Below are 22,923 nucleotides of genomic sequence, written 5' to 3'. Positions count from 1 at the left end.
TAAAAACCTATTTTTACAAAATATTGTCATCTTTGAAAAGTATTAAATAAAATCGTATTTTTAACTCAACTCAATTCTAAGTCTGTTAGGAAAGAAAATATTGAACTGAGACACAGTATACCTCTGGTAATAAACATGAATTAGTTGCAACAGAATTAGCATACCAAATTTCTGAAGTTTACTAGCTTTACGTTCAATAGAAATTCTTGCATAGCCTAAAACTTAGTGCTACTATTAGTATAGTAACACAAATAGATAGTGGGGAACAATAAACAAAATGACTAAGATCGAGTTTAACGCTCGCAATTAAATTCAACTAAAAAGGTTAATACAAAAGGAGTTAATCACTCCCAAAGTAAATATATTATCAAAACAATAGTAATAGGGGGTATACTATGTCAACAAATTTCCTGACATTGAAAAACATATTAGCAGAACTGAAAAGAAAAAATAGCATTACTGTTTTAGAAGAATACTATCAGGACAAATGGGAGATTTATGACTTGCTCATGGATTTGACAAATGATGAAAATTTTAAGCAAGCATATATAGATCTATCTTTCAACAAGAGCTTTAAAAAAAACTTTATAGAATTAGCAAATCAGGCAAAAAAAGCTGTAAGTAAGTATTTTAGAGACAAAGACATAGACCTTCGAGCTTTTTATGTAGAAACTAACAATTCTGATAAAGTGTTAAACATTAATCTTATTAATTACAATAGAAGTGAGCCAATAAGAATTAGTGATATCTTACAGCAAGAAAGGGATATTAGCACATTGAATATTTATTGCAATAAAAAGCATGACATATACGCTTACCGAAAAGGTAAGGAAAGACATTATGAATTTAAAGAGGGTGCATATTATGAAATGACAAGCACTTGGCCTGTGCAGGACAAGGATGGGAAAACTTTTACCTGTACTATGGTTATGAATGTAAGTAATTCTGGTATAACTAAAGTACTACAGTTTAATGGTAAAGATTTTGAATCGCCACCTGAGGAGTTTTGGGAATTAATAAGACAAAATGAGGAATTATATACTCAAGACCTCTCTCTACATGATGCTGTAAAAGCATTATTGAAAAAGAACAAAAATGCTAACATTGCACCGGCTGTTAGTAATCTGCAAAATAACGAACATATCGTAATCAATCAAGACGAAAAGATGAAAGATCTTGAAAATGATGCTAAAAGCAATCCTATTCTTTCTTTCACTAGCAACAATGTATCAGAGGTTAATCCACAGCAGATTGCAACTCAGGCAATTGCAACTCAAACAGAAGTTAATTCACAGCACACTGAAACTCAAACAGAGGTCTCTGTGCAACACGTTAAGACTCAAACAGGAATTGGCTCTCAAGAAACTGAAACTCAGACAGAAGTTAATTTGCAAGAAGCTGCAGCGCAAACAGAAGTTAACTCACAACAACTAGATCAAAAGCTTACAAAAGCTGAACAAGAAATTAGAGAATTAAATGAGCAGAGGAACGAATTACGATATAGGTTCGACAAGGCTGAACAAGAACTTGAAGAGTTAGAAAAGCACAATAGTGACTTACAGAATGAACTTGGAGAAGAAAAGCAAGAAATTAGAGAGTTAAATCAGCAGAGAAACAACTTACAATGTAGACTCGAAGATGCTGAGCAAAAATTTGAAGAGTTAAAAAAGCATAATAGTGATTTACAGAATAAACTTGGAGAAGAAAAGCAAAAAAATGCAAAATTACAAACTGAACTGACACAAAAAGATGAAAAACTAGCAAATATGTCAACAGAGCTGCAAGAAAGAGCGCAAGAACTTGAAGGTGCATATGAAGAAAAGAAAGACCTGAAGAAAAAGCTGGAAGTTGCCAATGTAAAAAATAAGAAACTGGAAGATACATTGCAGATAGAGAGCGAGCAAGCAGAACGTATAATGATCGAAGAGAATGAGCGCTTAACGAATTTAAAATATAGGCTCGACAAGGCTGAGCAAGAATTTGAAAAGCATAATAGTGATTTACAGAATGAACTTGGAGAGGAAAAGCAAAAAAATGCAAAATTGCAAGCTGAACTGACACAAAAAAATGAAAAGCTAGCAAATATGTCAACAGAGCTGGAAGAAAGAGCGCAAAAACTTGAGAGTGTGTATGAAGAAGAAAAAGAAGATCTAAAGAAGAGGCTGGAAGTTGCTAATGCAGAAAAAGAAGAGTTGACAAGTGAGGTAAGAAAATTGCAAGAGGAATTAGACCAGCTGTTAAGTAATTGCATAATAAAGCAAAAAAAATCAGAACAGGAACTCATGGAGGCTAAGCAAGAAATTGAAGAATTAGAGAAGTGCAATAGTGATTTACAGAATAAACTTGAAGAAGAAAAGCAAAAAAACGTAAAATTGCAAATTGGACTAACACAAAAAGATGAGAAGCTAGAAAATATATCAACAGAGCTGCAAGAGAAAATACAAGAACTTGAAAGTGCAAATGAAGGAAAGAAAGATCTAGAGAAAAAGTTAACAATTGCTAATGCAAAAAATGAAAAACTGGAAGATAAATTGAAACAGTTTAAAAAAGCGGAAGAGGAAGCAGGAGATATATTAGATGAAAATTGGAAAGATATACAGAATTTAAAATCTACAATTCAATGCTTAGATTATAAGTACAACACAAATCTGGAATCTTATAAACAAGAGGTAGATCAGCTAAAGTGGAAATATGAAGAGTTAAAGAACGAGGTAGAGCTTAAAAATAAGCAGATTAAGAGTCAAGAAGAACAGTTACGGCAGGATGAACGTTTAACGAATTTAAAACCTCAAATGCAAAATTTGCAAAGTGAGCATAACGCACATTTAGAATCTGATGAACAAGAGGTAAGTGAGCTAGAGTGGGATGAAAAGTGGGATTTTAAATCGTCAGAGGGAGAGCTAGAGACTAAAGATGAGCAAATTGAGAGGCAAAGAGAACAGTTACGGCAGGAGATGGAAGAAGAAATAATGGATCAATACCGTTCATTTATAGAACCAAAGTTTGAAGAGTATGAGAATGAGATTGAAATATTGAAAGAAAAGATTAAAGATATGGAAATTGAAAGAATAACGGGAGAAAGAGAAGAGCTAAACGGTAAAGAGCAACATCTAAATAACCAAGTAGAAATGTTAAGTACAGAGATTTCTCAACAGGAACCTTTGAACAATCGTGCAAAAATATCTGATCAGCTTGTAGGGGAAGTTGATAATGCAGAAAGAAAATCTAGATCTTCAAGCTCTGATAGTGCATTTTATAGTGATGATGATTGTTGTAATTCACTTCTAGACTTCATCAGCAGTCCCTCAAAGGTGTGTAGCCAAAGTCAGCGTGAAAATGTTTAAAGATGCACATGAGACCAGCGGCTTCTTTATTCAAGTAGCCCCTCTTGTCATCCGAGTTGTGTGTCAGCTACTTGAACGACAAACATTGAGATGACAAGAGTAGACTTATTTCTTTAACAAAAAAGAGCCCTAAAGAGATTTGACATCAAGATAACTTAAATATATACCAACTCTCTTATCTTTTAATGATTCCTCATCATGAGTCAAATGATCAAAAACCTGAATTTGATTCGTTATAATGCTACAATTATTATTTGCAACCTCTAATATACCATTATCAATTACAACTTTTTCCTTTGTCTGGTTAATCATTTGAGCAGTAATTATACCAGGCAATAAATAAATTAAGTAAAGAGAATGGTAAGCTAAAATCACTAGCTCTCCTTCAAGCCCATTCACTGAAAGCGAAACCACTTCATCGAATGAAATTCGATTATCAGGAGAAAAAAATTGCACCTTAAAAGTGTTCATAATCTTTAATGTCCGGCTCCAACTTCAGCTTTTATTGATTCAGCCTTTTCTATTGCTTCACTTATACTTCCCACCATATAAAAAGCAGCTTCTGGCAGGTGATCATATTTACCTTCAATAATTCCTTTAAAACTAGAAATAGTATCAGAAAGTGAAACAAATTTGCCAGACATGCCAGTAAATACCTCCGCAACATGAAAAGGTTGAGAAAGAAACTTCTGAATTTTACGAGCTCTATCAACAATAATTTTATCTTCATCAGATAGTTCATCCATACCAAGTATTGCGATAATATCTTGCAGCGACTTATAAGTTTGCAATATACGTTTCACTTCAGAAGCCACATTATAATGCTCTTCACCAATGATTTCAGCAGATAAAGACTGAGAAGTTGATTCAAGTGGATCAACAGCAGGATATATACCCATTTCAGCTATCTGCCTTGACAATACTGTAGTGGCATCAAGATGAGAGAATGTCGTTGCTGGAGCTGGATCGGTCAAATCGTCTGCAGGAACATATATAGCCTGTACAGAAGTAATAGAACCAGCAGTAGTTGAGGCTATTCTCTCTTGCATAGCGCCCATATCAGTCGCAAGAGTTGGCTGATAACCAACAGCCGACGGTATTCTTCCAAGCAAAGCAGAAATTTCAGAGCCAGCTTGAGTAAAACGGAAGATATTATCTACAAAAAATAGAACATCTTGATTTTCATGATCACGAAAATACTCCGCCATAGTTAGTGCTGTTAAAGCAACCCTAGCCCTTGCTCCAGGAGGTTCATTCATTTGACCATAAACCAAAACGGCTTGAGATTTTTCGTGCTCATTTATATCTATTACATTCGAAGTAATCATCTCGTTATAAAGATCATTACCTTCACGCGTTCTCTCTCCTACTCCAGCAAACACAGAAAATCCTTTATGAGCTTTTGCTATGTTGTTAATCAGCTCCATTATCAGAACTGTTTTACCAACACCAGCTCCACCAAATAAGCCAATTTTTCCTCCTTTAAGATAAGGAGCAAGAAGATCTATAACCTTTATTCCTGTAACTAAAACTTCTTCCTGTATCTTCTGCTCAGTAAAGCTTGGAGGTGATCTATGTATAGGTTCTAAATCATACTTTCCTTTTAGCGGACCACACTCATCTATAAGCTCCCCTACAACATTAAAAATCCTTCCTAAAGTTGAGCGTCCAACCGGAACTGATATTGGTGCACCTGTATCAACAAACTCATCACCTCTTGACATACCATCTGTGCTATCCATAGCAATGCAACGAACTATATTGTCACCTATATGCTGTGAAACCTCTAAAACTAGCTCCTTGCCCTTATATTTTAGTTTGCTTTTTAAAGCATTAAATATCTTAGGCAACCCGTCTTCAAATTTTAAATCAACAACTGCTTGAGTTATTTTAACTACTTTACCTGTACTCATCTCTTTCATCACCTAACACTACAATTCTATAAAAGAACTTCTAAAGAAAATAAATCTTATATTATTAACAGAAATTTTGCAATATTAAAACACTTACTAGTTACGTTTCATTATAAACAATGCAAATGCATTCAATAGCCAAGTAATAACAAACAGCACCAAACTAAGCGCATAAGCAGCAAGAGTTTGCACACTATTGAAATCCTGATCTCCGTTAAGTAATGTAGCAATTTGTACAGTGATAGTAGTAACTGAATTGAGAGGATTAAAGGTCAAATTTGCATTGATTCCCACAGCCATTAGTACAATCATTGTTTCACCTATTACTCTTGAAATTGATAATAAAATTGCACTTAAAATTGTAGGCATTGCATAAGGTATTGTTATATGCCATATAGTTTCCGCTGGTGTTGCGCCAAGCGCCATAAAACCATAACGTAAACTTTTTGGAACAGATCTTATAGCATCTTCAAGCAAAGAAATAATAAAAGGAAGAATCATTACCCCGATCGATAAACCAGCAATCAAAGCACTTTCTGAGTGTATACTTAAATTAAAAAAATTTGCTACCTGCTTTATAAAAAAAGACAAAAATATAACTGAGAAGTATCCATATACAACAGTAGGAATAGCAGACAAAACCTGTAAGGCTGTATTAATAACATAACGCACTTTTTCACTCGCATACTCACTAATATATATTGCAGAAAATAAACCAAACGGCACCGCAACTAACATTGCTACAATAGTTATAAGTAATGTCCCCACTAAAAGTGGCGCTATACCAAAACACCCCACCTCTCCTTCACCAATAATAGCTACATTATGCTTCCATTTTAAGCAAAATAAGAATTCTGAAATAGCTACTTTATTAAAAAAAGAAATGGACTGAACAAAAATAGATAGCATTATAAATAAAGTGATAAAAAGTGATATTGCTAAAGCCATAAATAACAAAAATTTTACCATCTTATTTCTTTTACCTTTAAGGATAAAAATCAGCATAAAAAAAAGTAACGCTATAGAAATAGAAGTTATAAAATAACCATCATAGAATGCTAACAAACAAGGTAGCATCCACATACAACTCAAATATATATAAGACTTAACTTTACTTACTGCTTGAAACTTACTCAAACAAAATAAAAGGACTAGTAAAACAAGTACGCCTATAATTAAATTCATTTTTCCATATATCAAATTTTATTCAACAAGAATGCCACAGAAGTTGACCATTATTTGACAATAGAGCAAAATAGTTTAAAATAAATAGTCATATTAATATAAAAACAATGAAAAGAACATTACAACCAAAAATTTTAAAAAAAAAGCACAAACATGGATTTCGTTCACGTATGTCAACAAAAGCTGGAAGAAAAATTCTTAATAAGCGTCGCTCATTAGGGTGTAATAAATTATGCGCATAGTAAGCATAAAAAAAAAGAGTTTTCCTTTGCTTTTAAAAACAGATTAGCATCTTACAGTCTTTTTTATCGAGGGGTATATATATCACTATATGCTATAAAAGAAAGAGAACCTGAAAAGTATATTCATGTTATTAGAGTAGGTCTGGCTATCAGTAAAAAAGTCGGAAAAGCAGCAAAAAGAAATAAAATAAAAAGGCAATTACGAATGCTAGCTAAAGTTAGCATTTCTAATATAAGTAATGTAGGATACTATTACATAATACTAACCCATCAAAACATTATGCAAGCAGGCTATAAAAATTTACAAAAAGACCTCAATATTTGCTTAAAGAAAGATAAAATAAGAAGGAATTTTCACTAAAGTATTTACAGCTATATTTTTTATGATAAGATAAGTGAGGTTTTTAAAATAAATTAATAGATGTGGGTGCTTGAGGTAGAAAGTATAAAAAAACAAGATAAAAAGCTCGATACAAATAATGCTGAAGAGAGTTTTTATGAATATAGAAAGTCTAGCTATCGTACACAATGGGGAATGGCATTTGAACAAAGCCAATATTTAGAACAAAATAAAGATAATCCTAGAGGGAAATTGCTAAATTTTAATATAGAAGCAACTCATTACAATAAGAGAATAGTTTGATAAAAGTACCCGTTCAGGGAAGTGGTTGAAGAAACGATAGGTAGGAGATTGTATAGTTCTCTTTGTTTCCATGTTAAGTATAATGAAATTATCCTTTCAAGTTCCTAGCTCTGATTACGTAAAATATGAGCTTTTACAGTAAACGATATAATGCCTAATTTGCTGTTCAGCGTGATAGTGGAATACTTTCTGGTTTACTTAAAAAATTTCACATCATTCTTTCAGATTTTAAAATATTTTTCGCAACTTGAGAAGCTCCAGTTGCTTCAGATAGGTAGCTTCAAGTAATACCTTATACGTTTTGCAACTTTCTTACACTTCTGTTTCATTTTTTAATAAAGCTTTTTTTAGCATAAATAATTCAGTGGATGCGTTTTTTAAGTAACAGCCCAGAATTTTAACTTCAATAGTCCAGCTATGTTTCAAAGTACCTTTCAGCGACTATTACGATTGCAACATACACTGTCTTTTAAATCTTCTTTCCCTTTAAAACTTGCAGTATTGCTTCAGCACTAACCAAGTTTACCTTTATTATAACACGTTGATGCGCAAAACCTCACTTTTCTTATTCGATTTGCTCATACACCTTTTTGCATTTGAGGGAATTCTATATTCACTATTTGATACGCTTTCAATTCACATTAAAAATATCACTTATAATTTTCACGTTTTGAATTTTTATAAGATCCACTGAGTGCTACAATTATCACCTAACTATTGGACCAAATGTATCTGCTTTTTGGTAGTTTGCTACTTCTTCTTTCTCCTCATCTCCAACAACTTAATTAATATTCAATTATATAAAGTTTGATTTTCGGAAGATCAATTGTTTGATGATTTGTTAAATGTTGCTATCTCTCCTCCTAATTTGGAAATAAGTGACAAATTCTACTTTTAAATTTTCTACTTTTATCTTAAAGTTTTCGCAGAGTTCTAAAAGATCAGTTATATTACCTCACAGCTACTCTATGTTTACCCTGTTTCATCGCTCTACTGAAAAGATATAAATAAGAAGAAATTTTTATAAACTTGGCAACGACCTACTTTCCCTTTTTAAGTATCATCGGCGCTAAAAAGTTTCACTTCCGAGTTCGAAATGAGATCGGGTGGTTCATTTTTGCTATAGCCACCAAGTCAACAAAAATTTCTGACTTAATAAATTTTAATTTAATATTTAACACTGCATATGCACATATAGAAAGCAAATAAATCAATCAGGCTATTAGTACCAGTTAGCTTCACATGTTACCATGCTTCTACACCTAGCCTATCAACGTGGTAGTCTCCCACGGCCTTAATTGGGAAATTTTTTTGAAGAGGGTTTCTTGCTTATATGCTTTCAGCAATTATCCCATCTATACATAGCTACCCAGCGATGCTATTGGCATAACAGCTGGTACACCAGAGGTATATACATCTCGGTCCTCTCGTACTAGAGTCAGATCTTCTCAAATTTCCTTCACCCACGGCAGATAGAAACCGAACTGTCTCACGACGTTCTAAACCCAACTCACGTAACACTTTAATCGGCGAACAGCCGAACCCTTGGGACCTTCTCCAGCCCCAGGATGTGATGAGTCGACATCGAGGTGCCAAACGGTGTCGTCGATATGAACTCTCGAACACCATCAGCCTGTTATCCCCGGCGTACCTTTTATCCGTTGAGCGATAACCCTTCCATACAGAATTACCGGATCACTATGACCGACTTTCGTCTCTGCTTGGCTTGTCAGCCTCGCAGTCAGGCAAGCTTATGCCATTGTACTATCAAGCTGATTTCCGACCAGCTCTAGCTTACCTTCGCACGCCTCCGTTACTTTTTAGGAGGCGACCGCCCCAGTCAAACTACCCACCATACAATGTCCTAGTTCCAGATAATGAAACATAGTTAGATATCAAAAGTGTAAAGGGTGGTATCTCAAGGTTAACTCCATTATAGCTAGCGCCATAACTTCAAAGTCTCCCACCTATCCTGCACATCACACTTTTAATAGCAATGTAAAGCTATAGTAAAGGTGCACGGGGTCTCTTCGTCTAACCGCGGGTACCCCGCATCTGCACGGGGAATTCAATTTCGCTGAAGTGATGTTGGAGACAGTGGAGAAATCGTTACGCCATTCGTGCGGGTCGGAACTTACCCGACAAGGAATTTCGCTACCTTAGGACCGTCAGTGTTACGGCCGCCGTTTACTGGGGCTTCAATTCAGAGCTTGCACCCCTCCTATTAACCTTCCAGCACCGGGCAGGCGTCAGACCCTATACTTCCACTTACGTGTTTGCAGAGTCCTGTGTTTTTAGTAAACAGTCGCTACTCCCTATTTTGTGCCACCTACTTATAGTTGCCTAAAAGCAGGTTACCCTTCTTCCGAAGTTACAGGTATAATTTGCCGAGTTCCTTCAACATCATTCTTTCAACACCTTAGTATACTCTACTCATCCACCAGTGTCGGTTTACGGTACGGCCTCATAAATATAAGTGCTATTTCCTGGAGCTTCTTTTAAGCATAGATCAATCCAATAAGACCTATACAAATACAAAACCCGTCACACTTAAGAGGTTTAGGAATATTAACCTAATTGCCATCGACTACTCCTTTACGGACTCGCCTTAGGAACCGACTAACCCTACGCAGATTAACTTAACGTAGGAACCCTTAGATTTTTGGTGAGAGTGTTTTTCACACTCTTTTACGCTACTTATGTCAGCATTCTCACTTCCGATATCTCCAGCAGTTTTTACAAACCACCTTCACAGACTTACGGAACGCTCCGCTACCGCGCCTATTAATCGAAATTAATAAGCACCCACATCTTCGGTATACAGCTTTAGCCCCGGTACATTTTCGGCGCAGAAAAACTTATTTAGACAAGTGAGCTGTTACGCTTTCTTTAAAGGATGGCTGCTTCCAAGCCAACCTCCTAGCTGTAATGGTTTTTCTACTTCCTTTCCCACTTAGCTGTAATTTTGGGACCTTAGATAGTGATCTGGGCTGTTTCCCTTTCCACCACGGACTTAGCACCCATAGTGTGTCTGCTGTATAATTAATTATTGGTATTCGGAGTTTGGTTAGATTTGGTAAGATGATGAATCCCCCTAGTCTATCCAGTGCTCTACCCCCAACAACATAAATACAACGCTCTACCTAAATAGATTTCGCGGAGAACCAGCTATTTCCAAGTTTGATTGGCCTTTCACCCCTAATCACAACTCATCCAATAATGTTGCAACATTAACTGGTTCGATCCTTCAGTATGTTTTACCATACCTTCAATCTGGTCATGACTAGATCACTTGGTTTCGGGTCTAATCCATAAAACTAAACGCCCTATTCAGACTTGCTTTCGCTACGCCTACACCTACCGGCTTAAGCTTGCTTCATAGATTAACTCGCTGACCCATTATGCAAAAGGTACGCTGTCACTCTAAATATCAATAAATTGATATAGAGCTCCAACTGTTTGTAAGCACTTGATTTCAGATTCTATTTCACTCCCCTCCCGGGGTTCTTTTCACCTTTCCCTCACGGTACTTGTTCACTATCGGTCGTTAAGGAGTATTTAGGCTTGGAGGATGGTCCCCCCATATTCAAACAGGATTTCACGTGCCCCGCTCTACTCAAGGATTTAAAAACTTTCTATTTATACAGGACTATCACCTTCTATGGTTACCATTTCCAGAGTATTCTAATTCTTATTTTTAAATCACTAGCCTTTTCCGCTTTCGCTCGTCACTACTAACAGAATCTCGGTTGATTTCTTTTCCTTTGGCTACTTAGATATTTCAGTTCACCAAGTTTGCTTTATATACTTAGTATATAATAACTAGCTAAGCTAGTTGGGTTTCCCCATTCGGAAATCTGCGGATCAAAATTTGTTGACAATTTCCCACAGCTTATCGCAGCCTGCCACGTCCTTCATCGCCTCTTAACGCCAAGGCATCCATCAAGTGCTCTTAATAATTTATTTATCTGACTATATGTAGAATATGCAGAGTTAAATATTAACTTACAATTGAATTGAGATTAAATAATCTCTACCATAAAACTTTTCAAACATCTAAAAACTAATCTTTTATATGTTACAATCTGATAAATCATATGTCAACGCCTTTTTACACAAAACATTTACCTATTATTATCAACAACAATATACCAGCAATCTTAAACATTATAATCTAAGAAATATTTGACAAATTGATATGTACAGAAAAATTAATGAAAAAGATATTTTGTAAGATAAAATGTGTTAAAATTAGTTACCTAAAAATGAAAATGAACATTTGGAGTATTTCTAATGTATGAAAAGTAATCTATCTTTTATAAAAAACTTTGCTTTAAATTGTATATCCAAGCTCACTGGCTTATTAAATAGTAAAAAAGTAAAAAATTTCATTATGGATAAATACAGTACTCTCCATAAAGAAATTGTAGTGTTTCTTGAAAAATCTAAAAACCTGTTAAATACCAACACTGAAATCGGGTTATATCACTTCTATAAAGGTAATATATCAGATGCAAAGTTAAGATTTTGGTTAATTAGCATATTCTACCCTAATTTACCTCTAGTCTGGTATAATATCGGAAGATGTCATTTTGCAGTAGGCAATACTAACAAAGCTTATAATTATTTAACAAAAACCCTAAAATTAGATAGTAGTCATAAAGAAGCTTCTTACTATATAAAGAAAATAACAAACACATCAGATATTGTGGAATTGCCTGAAAATCTCATAAAACAATATTTTGATTACACAGGTGAATATTTTGTTGAGCATTGGCTAATTGCCAAACAATACAGAGGGCATGAACTCGTACACATGATAATTACAAAAGTCTTTAACAACTCCACTTCTAAACTGAATATACTCGACCTTGGTTGCGGTACTGGAATATGTGGTCACTTCCTAAAAATAAGTAATACTAGAAGTCGCATAACAGGAGTTGACATCTCAAATAGAATGCTCAATATTGCAAGAGGATGCCTTATAAAAGGTAAACCTGTTTACGATGAGTTAATACATACAGAAATGAAAGAGTTTCTTAAACAAGAGAACAACCAGCAGTATGATGTAATTATCTTTGCTGAAGTGCTACACTATCTACATGATTTTCTAGCAGAATTGGAACTAGCAAAAGGATTGACAAACAAAAAAGGGGTTATTGTATGTTTAGTAAGAAGAAAGGAAGGTAAAGGTATTGACTTTGTAAACAAAGGAGATTATTTTCGTCACTCAGAAGATTATATTCAGCATGTTGCAAAAGAAACAAATATGCAAATAAGTCAAATGAGTTACTGTAAAATATATGGCAGCCAAGTTGATGGTATCTTGTTTGCATTACAGTATCCACAAAAAAATTTAACAACTTAATCGAGAAATCGCTCAAATAAATGTCTATATTATCATAAAGGGAGTCTTATGAATTACATTGCTATTAACTACGCAAAGGATAGTAAATTAACTGATTTTGGAAAAGCAGTTCTATTGGACAGGTATTTAATAGAAAATGAAAGTTATCAAGATCTCTTTATACGTATTGCCAATTACTACTCTGATAATAAAGAGCATGCACAGCGTCTTTATGATTACATGAGCAATTTATGGTTCATGCCTTCAACTCCAATACTTAGTAATGGTGGTACCAAGAGAGGATTGCCTATTTCCTGCTTTCTTAACGAAACTGAAGATAGCTTGCAGGGAATAGTTGATTTATGGAATGAAAATGTTTGGCTCGCTGCACGTGGTGGTGGAATAGGTAGTTATTGGGGAAATTTACGTTCAATTGGTGAAAGTGTCAAAGGTAGCGGTAAAACATCAGGAATTGTGCCATTTATCGTAGTACAAAATGCTCTGACGCTTGCAATCAGCCAAGGATCCTTAAGAAGAGGAAGCTCAGCAGTTTATCTTCCTGTATGGCATCCAGAAATAGAAGAGTTTCTAGATTTACGTAAGCCAACTGGTGGTGACCCAAATCGCAAGGCATTAAATATACATCATGCTGTAATAGTAACAGATAAGTTTATGCAAGCTGTTGAAGATGATCAAGAATGGGATTTAATAAGCCCTCATAACAATAAAGTTATTTCAACAGTAAAAGCACGGGATATATGGATTAAAATATTAACAGCAAGAGTTGAAACTGGAGAACCTTACATTATTTTCCTTGATGCAACAAATAACAATAAGCCAGAATCTTACAAAAAACTCAACTTAGACATCAAAATGTCAAACCTATGCAGTGAAATAACTTTAACTACAGGTTACGATCACCTGAAAAAGTCACGCACTGCTGTATGTTGTTTATCATCCGTAAATCTTGAATACTACGAAGAATGGAAAGATAATGAGCTTTTCATAGAAGATATAATGCGTTTTCTTGATAATGTATTAGAGGATTTCATAAACCAAGCACCAAATGAAATACAGCGAGCAAAATATTCCGCAATAAGAGAGCGTAGTATCGGTCTTGGCGTGATGGGTTTTCATTCATTTTTACAAAGTAAAATGGTTCCTTTTGAATCAGTAACAGCCCAACAATGGAATAAAAAAGTATTTAAGCATTTGCGCGAGCAAGCAGATGTAGTTTCTAAAAAATTAGCAGAAGAAAAAGGGCCATGTCTTGATGCTAAAGAAATCGATCTAATGGAAAGGTTTACACATAAGCTCGCTATTGCTCCAACTGCCTCAATTTCGATTATCGCAGGCAACACTTCCCCTGGAATAGAGCCATATGCAGCAAACGTATTTATACAGAAGACACTTACAGGTTCATTTGTAGTACGAAATAAATTCTTGCAAAAACTACTAGCAGAAAAAAATCAAGACAATGATGAAATATGGTCCTCAATTTCAACAAATGAGGGTTCTGTTCAGCATTTAGATTTTCTTAGCAAGCATGAAAAACTGACATTTAAAACAGCATACGAACTTGATCAACAATGGATCATAGAACATGCAAGTGATAGAACTCCTTATATTTGTCAATCTCAATCAGTAAATCTGTTCTTACCTGCCAATGTGCATAAACGTTACTTACACAAAATACATATGCTTGCTTGGAAAAAAGGATTAAAAAGCTTGTATTACTGCAGATCACAATCAATGCAGAGAGCTGACAAGGTCTCACATGACATATTCAAAAAAAGTGAAATATTGCAACAAAAAACAGATATTAATTATGATGAATGTCTATCATGCCAGTAGACTGTACATAACTTACTGTCACAAAAATACAATTGTACAAAAGTTATGTTTTCATAGATGCTACATAGAAATCCAGATGAATTTCTAAAGTCTATTCCAAGAGATAAACGTATAATGTGCCTTGATATGGGAGAAAAACAAATAGGCATAGCATTTAGTGATAAAACACAGCTTATAGCTACAGCTCATAGTATATATTATAGAAGAAATATGAGCAAAGATTTAGGTTATCTAAATAGAGTGCTTAAAGAAAATGAAGCTGGATCAATGGTAATAGGACTACCATTCAAAATAGATGACCAAGAGACTGAATGGTGTAAAGCAATAATCCAGTTTGCAAATAAAATAATAAAAAAATGTAAAGTACACATATACCTACAAGACGAAAGTCTATCAACATCTCTTGCAACTCACGCACTAAAAATTACTGGAATATCAATCACAAAATCAAAAAAAATAGATGATAAAATTGCTGCATGTATTATTCTGCAACGAACGTTAGATAAGATAAATACCATCAAATAGTTTTTTCAACTGAATTCATGTAAAACTATTCAATAAAACAAGAACTTCTCGTATAAGCATGACAAATTGCTGTAGCAAGAGCATCAGCAGTATGATGACATTTTATATTTAAGTTTTTAACTATTTGCTTCACCATAAATATAATCTGATCCTTATCAGCATGACCATTTCCAGTAATGCTCTTTTTTATATAGTTTGCATCATATTCATTCATGGGTAAATCCGTCATTCGTAATATTAAAATTGCAATTGCTCTTGCATATCCTAAAGTTAGCGAAGATTTTGGGTTCTTATTAACAAAAATTTTCTCTACTGCAGCTTCATTTGGAGAGTATAGAGAAATTACTTTCTTTAATTCTTCAAAAATTATATGTAAACGCTCACCTGTAACCAACTTACTATCAGTTGATATGGCACCACCACCCAAAAATTCAATACTATTTTTTTCTTCCAGATTGATAATTGCCCAACCAGTTTTGCTTATTCCTGGATCTAGACCTATTATCTTAATCACTTAATAAATGCTGAGCCAATAAACAAACAAAAATAAAAATATCCAAACTACATCAACGAAGTGCCAATACCAAGAAGCAAACTCAAAACATAAATGATCTTGAGGTGTAATCTGATTTTTTCGAGCTCTAAATAAACATACTGACAAGAATATTATCCCTATTATAACATGTACACAATGAAAACCAGTAATCATGTAAAAGTTGGATGTATAGATAAGTTTCTCTCCCGCTTCTTGTAGAGAAAAACTTGCTTCATAATACTCAATTGCTTGCACTATTATAAAGAACATCCCAAGCAATATAGTTATAGACAGCATTTTAATCATGCTCTTTTGATCATTTTCAAGTAAAAAATGATGTGCTGAAGTAATCGTTGTACCAGAAAGTAATAATATTAGTGTATTCATAAATGGTAACGACCACGGATCCGGTGGTAAAATCCCTTCAGGGGGCCATTCAACTTTTTTTGTAGGAGAAAACGCTTCAAATAAAAAAACCGGATCAAGCCAGGCTTTAAAGAATGAACAAAAGAACGCTATAAAAAACACAACTTCCGAGAGGATAAATAAGTACATTGCAAGCTTGAGTCCATGTTTTACAATGGCAGTATGGCATTTATCATAAATTGCTTCTCTTATTACATCTCTCCACCAATAAAACAGCACTCCTGATACCGCAGAGATTCCCAAAACTAAACCAAATATTCCAGAAATTTGTTTATGGAGTGTACCAACTAATCCAAGTGCAAGAACAAGAATTGCTGCTGATATAGCAATTGGCCAGGGACTTGGGTCCACTAAATGAAAATCATGTTCTTTACTTTTCATATCACCTTCAAAAATACATATCAAGCATACAAATTAGCTTAAAATTGTCAATATTTCTTAAAATCTTGATCAAATTTTGAAAAATTATATGCGCTATTCCAAAAGTCTAACTCAAATTGTGCAGTTATTTTAAATAATTCAAGCATTCTGGTTCTTTCACTTTCCCTTGCTTTGTTACAATACTCGTCAACAATATCTTCCAAAGCAACACATCCAGATTCCATCAAACTACCGCCAAAAAAATCAAACCAATCCTTATATCTATTATTTTTTTTAATTTTATTTCTCATATTATCAACAATAATTTTATATATAAAATGGCAAGAGTAAAGAACTGTTACAGCTTCATAAATGTCGCTATACGAAGTAGACAAAAGAAAGTTAGTAAAATTGAAACATTCAAGCGACTTTTCTCCACGATTTATGGAGTATACAGTAAAGTAGTGGTCGTATAACACTCTCATAATCTCTATTCCTCCTTTAGCCACCCCAATCAATGGAACAATGTTATTACAACTCTCCATTTTTGATGCAGTCATTAAAACAGTACGAACATAATCAGCTAAAAAGAATGCATCTTGTTGTATATAAAATTTGAAGTTTTCTATGTTTAAAGTATTATTTGCTAATTCAACATTGAAAGGATGCTCAATAATATCCTTTAAAAGATTTGACCCATAATAACTCTTAATTATACCACTAAACATCACATAAACTAGAATATAATTTAGTGTTAATACTACAGATTATGCTAGAGAATACATCTCATCCCAAAACATTATTTCTAGCTCTAGACCTCTCTTAAAAAACTCACGCATCTTTTTCCTCTCACAATCACCAGCCTTTGCATATAGATTATTTGCAACGTCAGTAACTTGATTAATCGTAGCATTCATTACTGTGTTATTATAGATATCAATCCACCCTTGATATCTGTGATCTTCAACTTTTTTAGGCATAACCTCTCCTACCATATGATTTATAATAATTTGGTATATATTAAAACAAGGATAAGACGCTGCTAAAGCTTCAGCAACAGAATTATGATATGCAGCACGCATAAAAAAATCAGTAAAAGCAGAACAAGATTTTGATTTTTTATGATTATCGGATAAATCACAAGTCTCAAAATATTCAGTATACTGCTTTCGAACCGCAAATGTTCCCCTTGCTACATTAACCAAACTGCCCATTATTTCAATGTCATCAACTTTAGCTGCAATAATCAATAAAGCACGAGTACAGTCCACTAAATATAAAAAATCCTGCTGAAGATAAATTTTGAACTTTTCATAATCTAGCGTATTGTTTATCAATTCAACATTGAAAGGATGTTCTTTTATTTCTTCAATAAGATCAGATGATTCTTTTATAGCAATATCATAAAATTCTTCTTTTGGTTTGTTGGACATCTTGTAAGCCTCATAAATATTAAAATTAGTATAGTTACTAAAAAGTTACTTACAATTTATAATAAGTTATTATATCAGTATCAAGCTAGAAATAAAAGAGTTTAATAGTTTAAAGAAATTCTCTCTTTTCTTCTTCTATATTAAATTCTTTACAAAAATCAGTAGATAAGTCCACACCTTCCCAAGAAAATCCACCATCACTTTCTAACTTTTTACCAAAATGCCCATAGCAGGCTGTACGTTTATATATAGGACGATTAAGTGATAAATGTCTTATTATGCCTTTAGTTGATAAATCTATGTTACCTTCAATAAACCCTTTAATCCTCTCTTCATCTATTGTATTCGTGCCAAATGTATCAATGTAAAATGAAGTAGGTTTTGAGACACCAATTGCATAAGAAAGCTGCACAAGACAACGTTCAGCTAAACCTGCAAAGACAATATTTTTAGCAAGGTATCTCGCCATATAAGCTGCGGATCTATCAACTTTTGTTGCATCTTTTCCAGAAAACGCTCCTCCACCGTGTGGAATATAGCCTCCATAAGTATCAACCATAATTTTTCGTCCGGTTAATCCACAATCACCAACTGGTCCACCAATAACAAATCTACCTGTTGGATTGACTAAGAGATTTTCTTTAGGGCACATCCACCCTTCAGGTAAAGATGAAGCTATGTAAGGATAAATTATTTCCTTCACTTTCGATTGACTCAGATCCTCAAGATGCTGTATTGAAACAACAATACTTTCAGCACGCACTGGAAGGTTATTCTCATACGCCAAAGTGATTTGCGATTTTGCATCCGGACCAAGCTTTACCCCTTTGACCATACTCATGATATTTCTCAGAATCGAGTGTGCATAAAAAATGGGTGCTGGCATGAGGCTTTCTGTCTCTATTGTTGCATAGCCATACATTATGCCCTGATCCCCAGCACCTTGATCCACACCTATTGCAATGTCATTTGATTGTTCATGTAGTAATATATTTACTTTCACTGTTTCCCAGTGGAAACCATCATGCTCATAACCAATATCTTTTATTGTATTCCGTACAATACTTTCAATCTTGCTATTTTCAATGTTCGGCCCAAATACTTCCCCAGCTATAATAACATTATCTTTAGTAACTAAAGTCTCTATTGCAGTACGAGAGGAAGAGTCATTAAAAAGGTATTCGTCAAGTATTGCATCTGAAATCTGTTCTGCTACTTTGTCTGGATGACCGGCTGCTACTGATTCACTGGTTACTGAATTCTTATGTAAAACCATCGCTTAGTTACACGATATCAAAACTATTGCAAATTTAAATGGTGGGTCTGGGAAGAGTTGAACCTCCGACCTCACGCTTATCAGGCGTGCGCTCTAACCACCTGAGCTACAGACCCGTATCTATTCAAGCCAAGGCTTGCATATCATCTGTAAGCACAACATCAATAAACGTCTTTTTATTTGCTGATTTTCTAAAACTCACCCAGCCTTTCGTTTTAGCAAAAATCGTATGATCTTTACCCATACCAACATTCTTTCCAGGATGAAATTTTGTACCTCTTTGACGTACAATTATGTTACCTGGAATAACCTCACCATTCTTCTTTATCCCGAGTCGACGCCCTGCCGAATCTCTACCATTACAGGAACTACCACCTGATTTTTTAGTTGCCATATCTTACCTCTTACTTTTGAAGACTAATTTCATTGATACGAAGAACAGTAATATACTGCCTATGACCATTTTTCCTACGGTAATTTTTTCTTCTCTTTTTCTTAAAGATTATAATTTTTTTATCTCTACACTGCTCCAGTACTTCAGCTTTAACAACAGCATTAGATGAACAAGATAAGCCATTGTTTGAAACACAAATCACTTTATTGATTTCCACTTCCTCTTTTTCTTCAGCTTGTAATCTTTCTACTTTAATTATGCTGCCTTTTTTTACTAAATACTGCTTTCCACCAGTTTCGATTACTGCAAACATGACAAATATCAATTATTGTTATTAACACTAATCGTAAATGATGTTACACATACTGTCAATATAAATAAAAACATGAAATACTTCTACCTTTATCTGCTTTTCCTCGTGGAGAGTAGTCAAGTTTTAAAACTTGACTACTCTCAAATTCTCTTAGTCTCATGAAAACTTTACGACGTTAACAAAAACTCAAGCTTTCACTAAAAACATTCAATCGGAGCTTATAAATTAAAACTCATTCCAAGTTCAAACCCATGAGAAAAATTACTGAACTTGTGAAGTTTATAGCCAGCGAAAACATTCGTTCTCTCAGAAAGTGGAAGATTAATACCAGCACCTATCTGGTAGGAAAAAAACTTTTTTACGTCTGGCTGTTGACCTTGCTGTGCTGGTTGAGATACTTTAGCTCCACCTCCTACACCAAAAGTAACATAAGAAGTAATATCTGTATTTTCAAATTTATAATGATAATGAAGCTTTGTCATAAGTCCCGCGTCTAAAATCCCTTCACTCATAACAAGTTTAACTGCAGGACCAAATGAAATTTTAATGCTATCTGTACAATGATAGCCAAGATCATAATTAACACCAAGCATGCCATATGACGAAGAGGTGTAGGTTCTATCTTTAACCCAATCAACTCCAAAAGACGGTGCTGACAAAGAACAGCAAGCCAACAAAGTAAGTAACTTTTTCATTTTTATCCTCCAAAGATTAATATATGCATATACAAGCATATAAATATTAAAAATAGTATAAATTGCAAGTAAAAAATTGGAATTATTTTATTTTTTTTGTTATTTGTCTTTCTCTTGCAATTGCCAGACTTCCCTTTGGCACATCTTTGACTACAACGCTACCTGCTGCAACTAGAGAGTCATCATGAACATTAAGCGGTGCAATTAATGAACTATTGGCACCAATAAAACAATTGCTTCCAATATTTGTTCTATGTTTCTTTTTCCCATCATAATTACAAATAACGGTACCTGCACCTATGTTACTCCCCTGCCCTACCTGAGTATTTCCTATATAACTTAAATGCTTTATCTTAGTATTTATACCTATATCACTTGCTTTTGTTTCAACAAAATTACCTATGATTGCACCATCACCTATTGTTGTATTTTCACATTTGGCAAATGGACCAACCCTAACACCAGATCCTATTTTTACTCCAGGACCAAAAAAAACGTATGGGTAAACAATCGAATCCATACCAATTTGCGTATCAAGAGAGAAGAAAACAGTTTCTGGAGCAACAAGCGTTACTCCAGAGTTAGTGAAAAACTTTCTTTTTTCTTCTTGAAAGTAAAACTCGGCCGTTGCAAGGTCATTCCTATTATTTATGCCAGTTGCCTCCTCCTCATCAGCAATAACATAGCCGACATTTAAATTACTCTTTACTGCAATGGCAACGATATCGGTCAAGTAATATTCATGAGCTTGGTTATTACACTCTATTTTCTCCACCAATTCACGTAGATTCTTTTCACGTGCAACCATTATTCCAGCATTAGCAAGAAATTCCTCATCATTATTTCTACCATTTTGTGCTTCTACGATTTCTCTTAGGGAACCGTTCTCAATAATTAGTCTACCGTATCCTTTATTATTAGTTTTAAACCCAAGACAAACTAAAGCATTGCTCTCTCCTAAGCAGCTTATCATTTTAGTTATTGTGCTGCTTTTTATTAGTGGAGTATCCCCATACTGCACAACAACTATATCTGACAATTCTTTCAGGTTCCTCATTGCAATTTTGACTGCATCTCCCGTGCCGAGCGTTGACTCTTGTGTAATGAGTTTTATACCCTCAAAGCATTTCAGCCTTTGAGTTAAAGGCAAATCGACTACAATAACTATTTTTTCAGGATTCAGCTGCTTTGCATTGTAAATGACATGCTCAAGCATGGAGAAATTACCTATTTTGTGCAGAACCTTAGGCAAGCTTGAATTCATTCGTTCACTATGCCCAGCAGCAAGTACAACAAATGTATAAGATTTATTTGTCACTTATCTTAAAGACGAAAAATGAAAACCATAATGGTTGAGCCAACTAACTCTATTGTCGTAAAAGCTCCTTAGATCACTAATTTGATATTTCAGCATTGCTAGCCTTTCTATACCAATCCCAAATGCAAAGCCACTGTATTTAGTATCGTCTATTCCAACATTTTTAAAGACATTTGGATGCACCATACCACATCCAAGTACTTCAATCCATTTACTATCTTTATAGCTTATGTCCACTTCCGCAGAAGGTTCAGTAAAAGGGAAAAAACTATTACGAAAGCGTATTCTTAGACCCTTATCTCCGAAAAATTTACTAAGGAAGCAATGAATAGTAAATTTTAATTGGCCCATATTGACATTTTCATTAACATAAAGTCCTTCTATCTGATGAAACATAGGAGTGTGAGTTGCATCAAAGTCATTTCTGTATACCCTGCCTGCAGCCACTATTTTAATTGGAAAAGTTTTTGTCTTTTCCATGGTTCTAATCTGCACAGATGAGGTATGAGTGCGCAGCACCATTCTTTTATCATTTATTTTATTCCTTAAATAGAAGGTATCTTGCTCCTCTCGTGCAGGGTGGTGACTTGGAGTATTTAATGCATCAAATACGTAAAATTCATCTTCAATATCAGGACCATCAACTGCTTTAAAGCCCATATGCGCAAAAATGAGCTTCACTTCACTTATAACTTTACTGAGTGGATGAATCTTGCCAATTCTTTCTGGTCTGACAGGCAGTGTGATATCAACTGCTTCATTTTGCAGTTTTAACTTAACTTCTTTATCTTTCAGTTCATTTTCTTTGCTTGTTATAAGCTGGTCTATCTTATTGCGTAAAACATTAATCACTGCACCTAGGTCGCGTTTCTCTCCTGCATCATCTATATTCTTTAAGTCATCGAAATAAGCTTTTACTACACCCTTTCTCCCCAAGTATGACAACCTAACTTTTTCTAAATCCTTCAAAGAAGCAGCATTTTCAATCTCAGAAACTGCCTTATCTTCAAGTAAAGGTATTTCACTTATTAGCTCTTTATTCACCTTAAAAACGCTAGCTTAAACTTTCATTATAGTGCAATCTTTAATATCATCAATAAAACTATTTGGATAAAAAGTT

Annotated in this window: 20 protein-coding genes, 1 tRNA gene, 2 rRNA genes and 1 pseudogene; 7 read left to right on the top strand and 17 right to left on the bottom strand. The window is 34.3% G+C overall.

Features of this window, described 5'->3' with window-relative positions:
• The first annotated feature begins 395 nt into the window (after window positions 1-395).
• Window positions 396-3,344, top strand: coding sequence for a hypothetical protein (locus ACQ4M0_RS05925; RefSeq protein ID WP_438456387.1), 2,949 nt, complete (start codon window positions 396-398; stop codon window positions 3,342-3,344).
• Window positions 3,345-3,473: 129 nt separating this feature from the next.
• Here ACQ4M0_RS05925 and ACQ4M0_RS05920 read toward each other — a convergent pair whose 3' ends face one another.
• The 3 genes from ACQ4M0_RS05920 to pstC form a co-directional block, all read right to left on the bottom strand.
• Window positions 3,474-3,815 carry a F0F1 ATP synthase subunit epsilon gene (locus tag ACQ4M0_RS05920; protein WP_438456386.1) on the bottom strand — a complete coding sequence of 114 codons (342 nt, stop codon included), beginning with the start codon at window positions 3,813-3,815 and terminating at the stop codon, window positions 3,474-3,476.
• 5 nt (window positions 3,816-3,820) lie between these two features.
• Complete coding sequence (gene atpD / locus ACQ4M0_RS05915) at window positions 3,821-5,257, bottom strand: F0F1 ATP synthase subunit beta (RefSeq protein WP_213863920.1); 1,437 nt, start codon at window positions 5,255-5,257, stop codon at window positions 3,821-3,823.
• A 96-nt stretch (window positions 5,258-5,353) separates the two neighbouring features.
• A complete protein-coding gene (gene pstC, locus ACQ4M0_RS05910) occupies window positions 5,354-6,442 on the bottom strand; it encodes a phosphate ABC transporter permease subunit PstC (protein ID WP_438456385.1) in 1,089 nt (362 codons plus the stop codon).
• 107 nt (window positions 6,443-6,549) lie between these two features.
• On the opposite strand from pstC, the gene rpmH reads away from it, so the two are divergent.
• The 3 genes from rpmH to ACQ4M0_RS05895 are packed head-to-tail and all read left to right on the top strand — an operon-like array spanning window position 6,550 to window position 7,327.
• A complete protein-coding gene (gene rpmH, locus ACQ4M0_RS05905) occupies window positions 6,550-6,684 on the top strand; it encodes a 50S ribosomal protein L34 (protein ID WP_438456384.1) in 135 nt (44 codons plus the stop codon).
• On the top strand, window positions 6,668-7,045 hold the full coding sequence (gene rnpA / locus ACQ4M0_RS05900; protein ID WP_081439702.1) for a ribonuclease P protein component: 378 nt from the start codon (window positions 6,668-6,670) through the stop codon (window positions 7,043-7,045). The genes rpmH and rnpA overlap by 17 nt, the downstream gene beginning before the upstream one ends.
• A gap of 60 nt (window positions 7,046-7,105) precedes the next feature.
• Window positions 7,106-7,327, top strand: coding sequence for a hypothetical protein (locus tag ACQ4M0_RS05895; RefSeq protein WP_007302521.1), 222 nt, complete (start codon window positions 7,106-7,108; stop codon window positions 7,325-7,327).
• Here the strand turns inward: ACQ4M0_RS05895 and ACQ4M0_RS05890 are convergent.
• The 3 genes and pseudogenes from ACQ4M0_RS05890 to ACQ4M0_RS05880 all read right to left on the bottom strand — a co-directional run.
• Window positions 7,306-8,163, bottom strand: a pseudogene (locus ACQ4M0_RS05890) (IS66 family transposase); the annotation flags it as partial. The gene ACQ4M0_RS05895 and the pseudogene ACQ4M0_RS05890 sit on opposite strands and share 22 nt — an antisense overlap.
• 191 nt (window positions 8,164-8,354) lie before the next feature.
• Window positions 8,355-8,461: ribosomal RNA gene (gene rrf / locus ACQ4M0_RS05885) — 5S ribosomal RNA — on the bottom strand.
• Window positions 8,462-8,528: 67 nt separating this feature from the next.
• Window positions 8,529-11,293, bottom strand: a 23S ribosomal RNA gene (locus ACQ4M0_RS05880).
• 331 nt (window positions 11,294-11,624) lie between these two features.
• On the opposite strand from ACQ4M0_RS05880, the gene ACQ4M0_RS05875 reads away from it, so the two are divergent.
• The 3 genes from ACQ4M0_RS05875 to ruvX are packed head-to-tail and all read left to right on the top strand — an operon-like array spanning window position 11,625 to window position 15,053.
• Window positions 11,625-12,695, top strand: a complete 1,071-nt coding sequence (locus tag ACQ4M0_RS05875) for a methyltransferase domain-containing protein (RefSeq protein ID WP_438456383.1) — start codon at window positions 11,625-11,627, stop codon at window positions 12,693-12,695.
• 48 nt (window positions 12,696-12,743) lie between these two features.
• The gene (locus ACQ4M0_RS05870) at window positions 12,744-14,528 is read left to right on the top strand and encodes a ribonucleoside-diphosphate reductase subunit alpha (protein WP_007302519.1); all 1,785 of its coding nucleotides are present in this window, start codon (window positions 12,744-12,746) and stop codon (window positions 14,526-14,528) included.
• 57 nt (window positions 14,529-14,585) lie between these two features.
• Entirely contained in the window at window positions 14,586-15,053 is a 468-nt protein-coding gene (gene ruvX / locus ACQ4M0_RS05865; RefSeq protein WP_143689150.1) for a Holliday junction resolvase RuvX, read from the top strand.
• Window positions 15,054-15,078: 25 nt separating this feature from the next.
• Here the strand turns inward: ruvX and ruvC are convergent, their stop codons facing one another.
• From ruvC to pheS, 11 genes are all read right to left on the bottom strand, one after another.
• Window positions 15,079-15,567: a crossover junction endodeoxyribonuclease RuvC gene (gene ruvC / locus ACQ4M0_RS05860; protein WP_438456382.1), complete on the bottom strand. Its 489-nt coding sequence runs from the start codon at window positions 15,565-15,567 to the stop codon at window positions 15,079-15,081.
• Entirely contained in the window at window positions 15,568-16,395 is an 828-nt protein-coding gene (locus ACQ4M0_RS05855; RefSeq protein WP_019236912.1) for a cytochrome c oxidase subunit 3, read from the bottom strand. It lies immediately after the preceding gene.
• Between the two features lie 47 nt (window positions 16,396-16,442).
• Complete coding sequence (locus ACQ4M0_RS05850) at window positions 16,443-17,102, bottom strand: TenA family protein (protein ID WP_007302513.1); 660 nt, start codon at window positions 17,100-17,102, stop codon at window positions 16,443-16,445.
• 39 nt (window positions 17,103-17,141) lie between these two features.
• Window positions 17,142-17,807 carry a TenA family protein gene (locus ACQ4M0_RS05845; RefSeq protein ID WP_007302512.1) on the bottom strand — a complete coding sequence of 222 codons (666 nt, stop codon included), beginning with the start codon at window positions 17,805-17,807 and terminating at the stop codon, window positions 17,142-17,144.
• 109 nt (window positions 17,808-17,916) lie between these two features.
• Window positions 17,917-19,083 carry a methionine adenosyltransferase gene (gene metK / locus ACQ4M0_RS05840; protein ID WP_438456381.1) on the bottom strand — a complete coding sequence of 389 codons (1,167 nt, stop codon included), beginning with the start codon at window positions 19,081-19,083 and terminating at the stop codon, window positions 17,917-17,919.
• 39 nt (window positions 19,084-19,122) lie between these two features.
• Window positions 19,123-19,199 (bottom strand) — tRNA-Ile (locus ACQ4M0_RS05835).
• 8 nt (window positions 19,200-19,207) lie between these two features.
• Complete coding sequence (rpmA, locus tag ACQ4M0_RS05830) at window positions 19,208-19,477, bottom strand: 50S ribosomal protein L27 (protein ID WP_438456380.1); 270 nt, start codon at window positions 19,475-19,477, stop codon at window positions 19,208-19,210.
• Between the two features lie 10 nt (window positions 19,478-19,487).
• Window positions 19,488-19,790 (bottom strand): 50S ribosomal protein L21, encoded by a 303-nt coding sequence (gene rplU / locus ACQ4M0_RS05825; protein WP_007302510.1) that lies wholly within the window; start codon window positions 19,788-19,790, stop codon window positions 19,488-19,490.
• A gap of 218 nt (window positions 19,791-20,008) precedes the next feature.
• The gene (locus tag ACQ4M0_RS05820; RefSeq protein WP_438456379.1) at window positions 20,009-20,485 is read right to left on the bottom strand and encodes a P44/Msp2 family outer membrane protein; all 477 of its coding nucleotides are present in this window, start codon (window positions 20,483-20,485) and stop codon (window positions 20,009-20,011) included.
• An 82-nt stretch (window positions 20,486-20,567) separates the two neighbouring features.
• Window positions 20,568-21,803 (bottom strand): NTP transferase domain-containing protein, encoded by a 1,236-nt coding sequence (locus ACQ4M0_RS05815; protein WP_019236908.1) that lies wholly within the window; start codon window positions 21,801-21,803, stop codon window positions 20,568-20,570.
• On the bottom strand, window positions 21,804-22,847 hold the full coding sequence (pheS, locus tag ACQ4M0_RS05810) for a phenylalanine--tRNA ligase subunit alpha (protein WP_438456378.1): 1,044 nt from the start codon (window positions 22,845-22,847) through the stop codon (window positions 21,804-21,806). It abuts the gene before it with no gap.
• Window positions 22,848-22,923: the final 76 nt, after the last annotated feature.

Origin of the sequence: Wolbachia endosymbiont of Kerria lacca (assembly GCF_051602725.1) — a bacterium.
In the GTDB taxonomy this organism is placed as follows: domain Bacteria; phylum Pseudomonadota; class Alphaproteobacteria; order Rickettsiales; family Anaplasmataceae; genus Wolbachia.
Note: the sequence above shows the minus strand (reverse complement) of the source record. Positions and strands in the feature narration are given on the sequence as shown.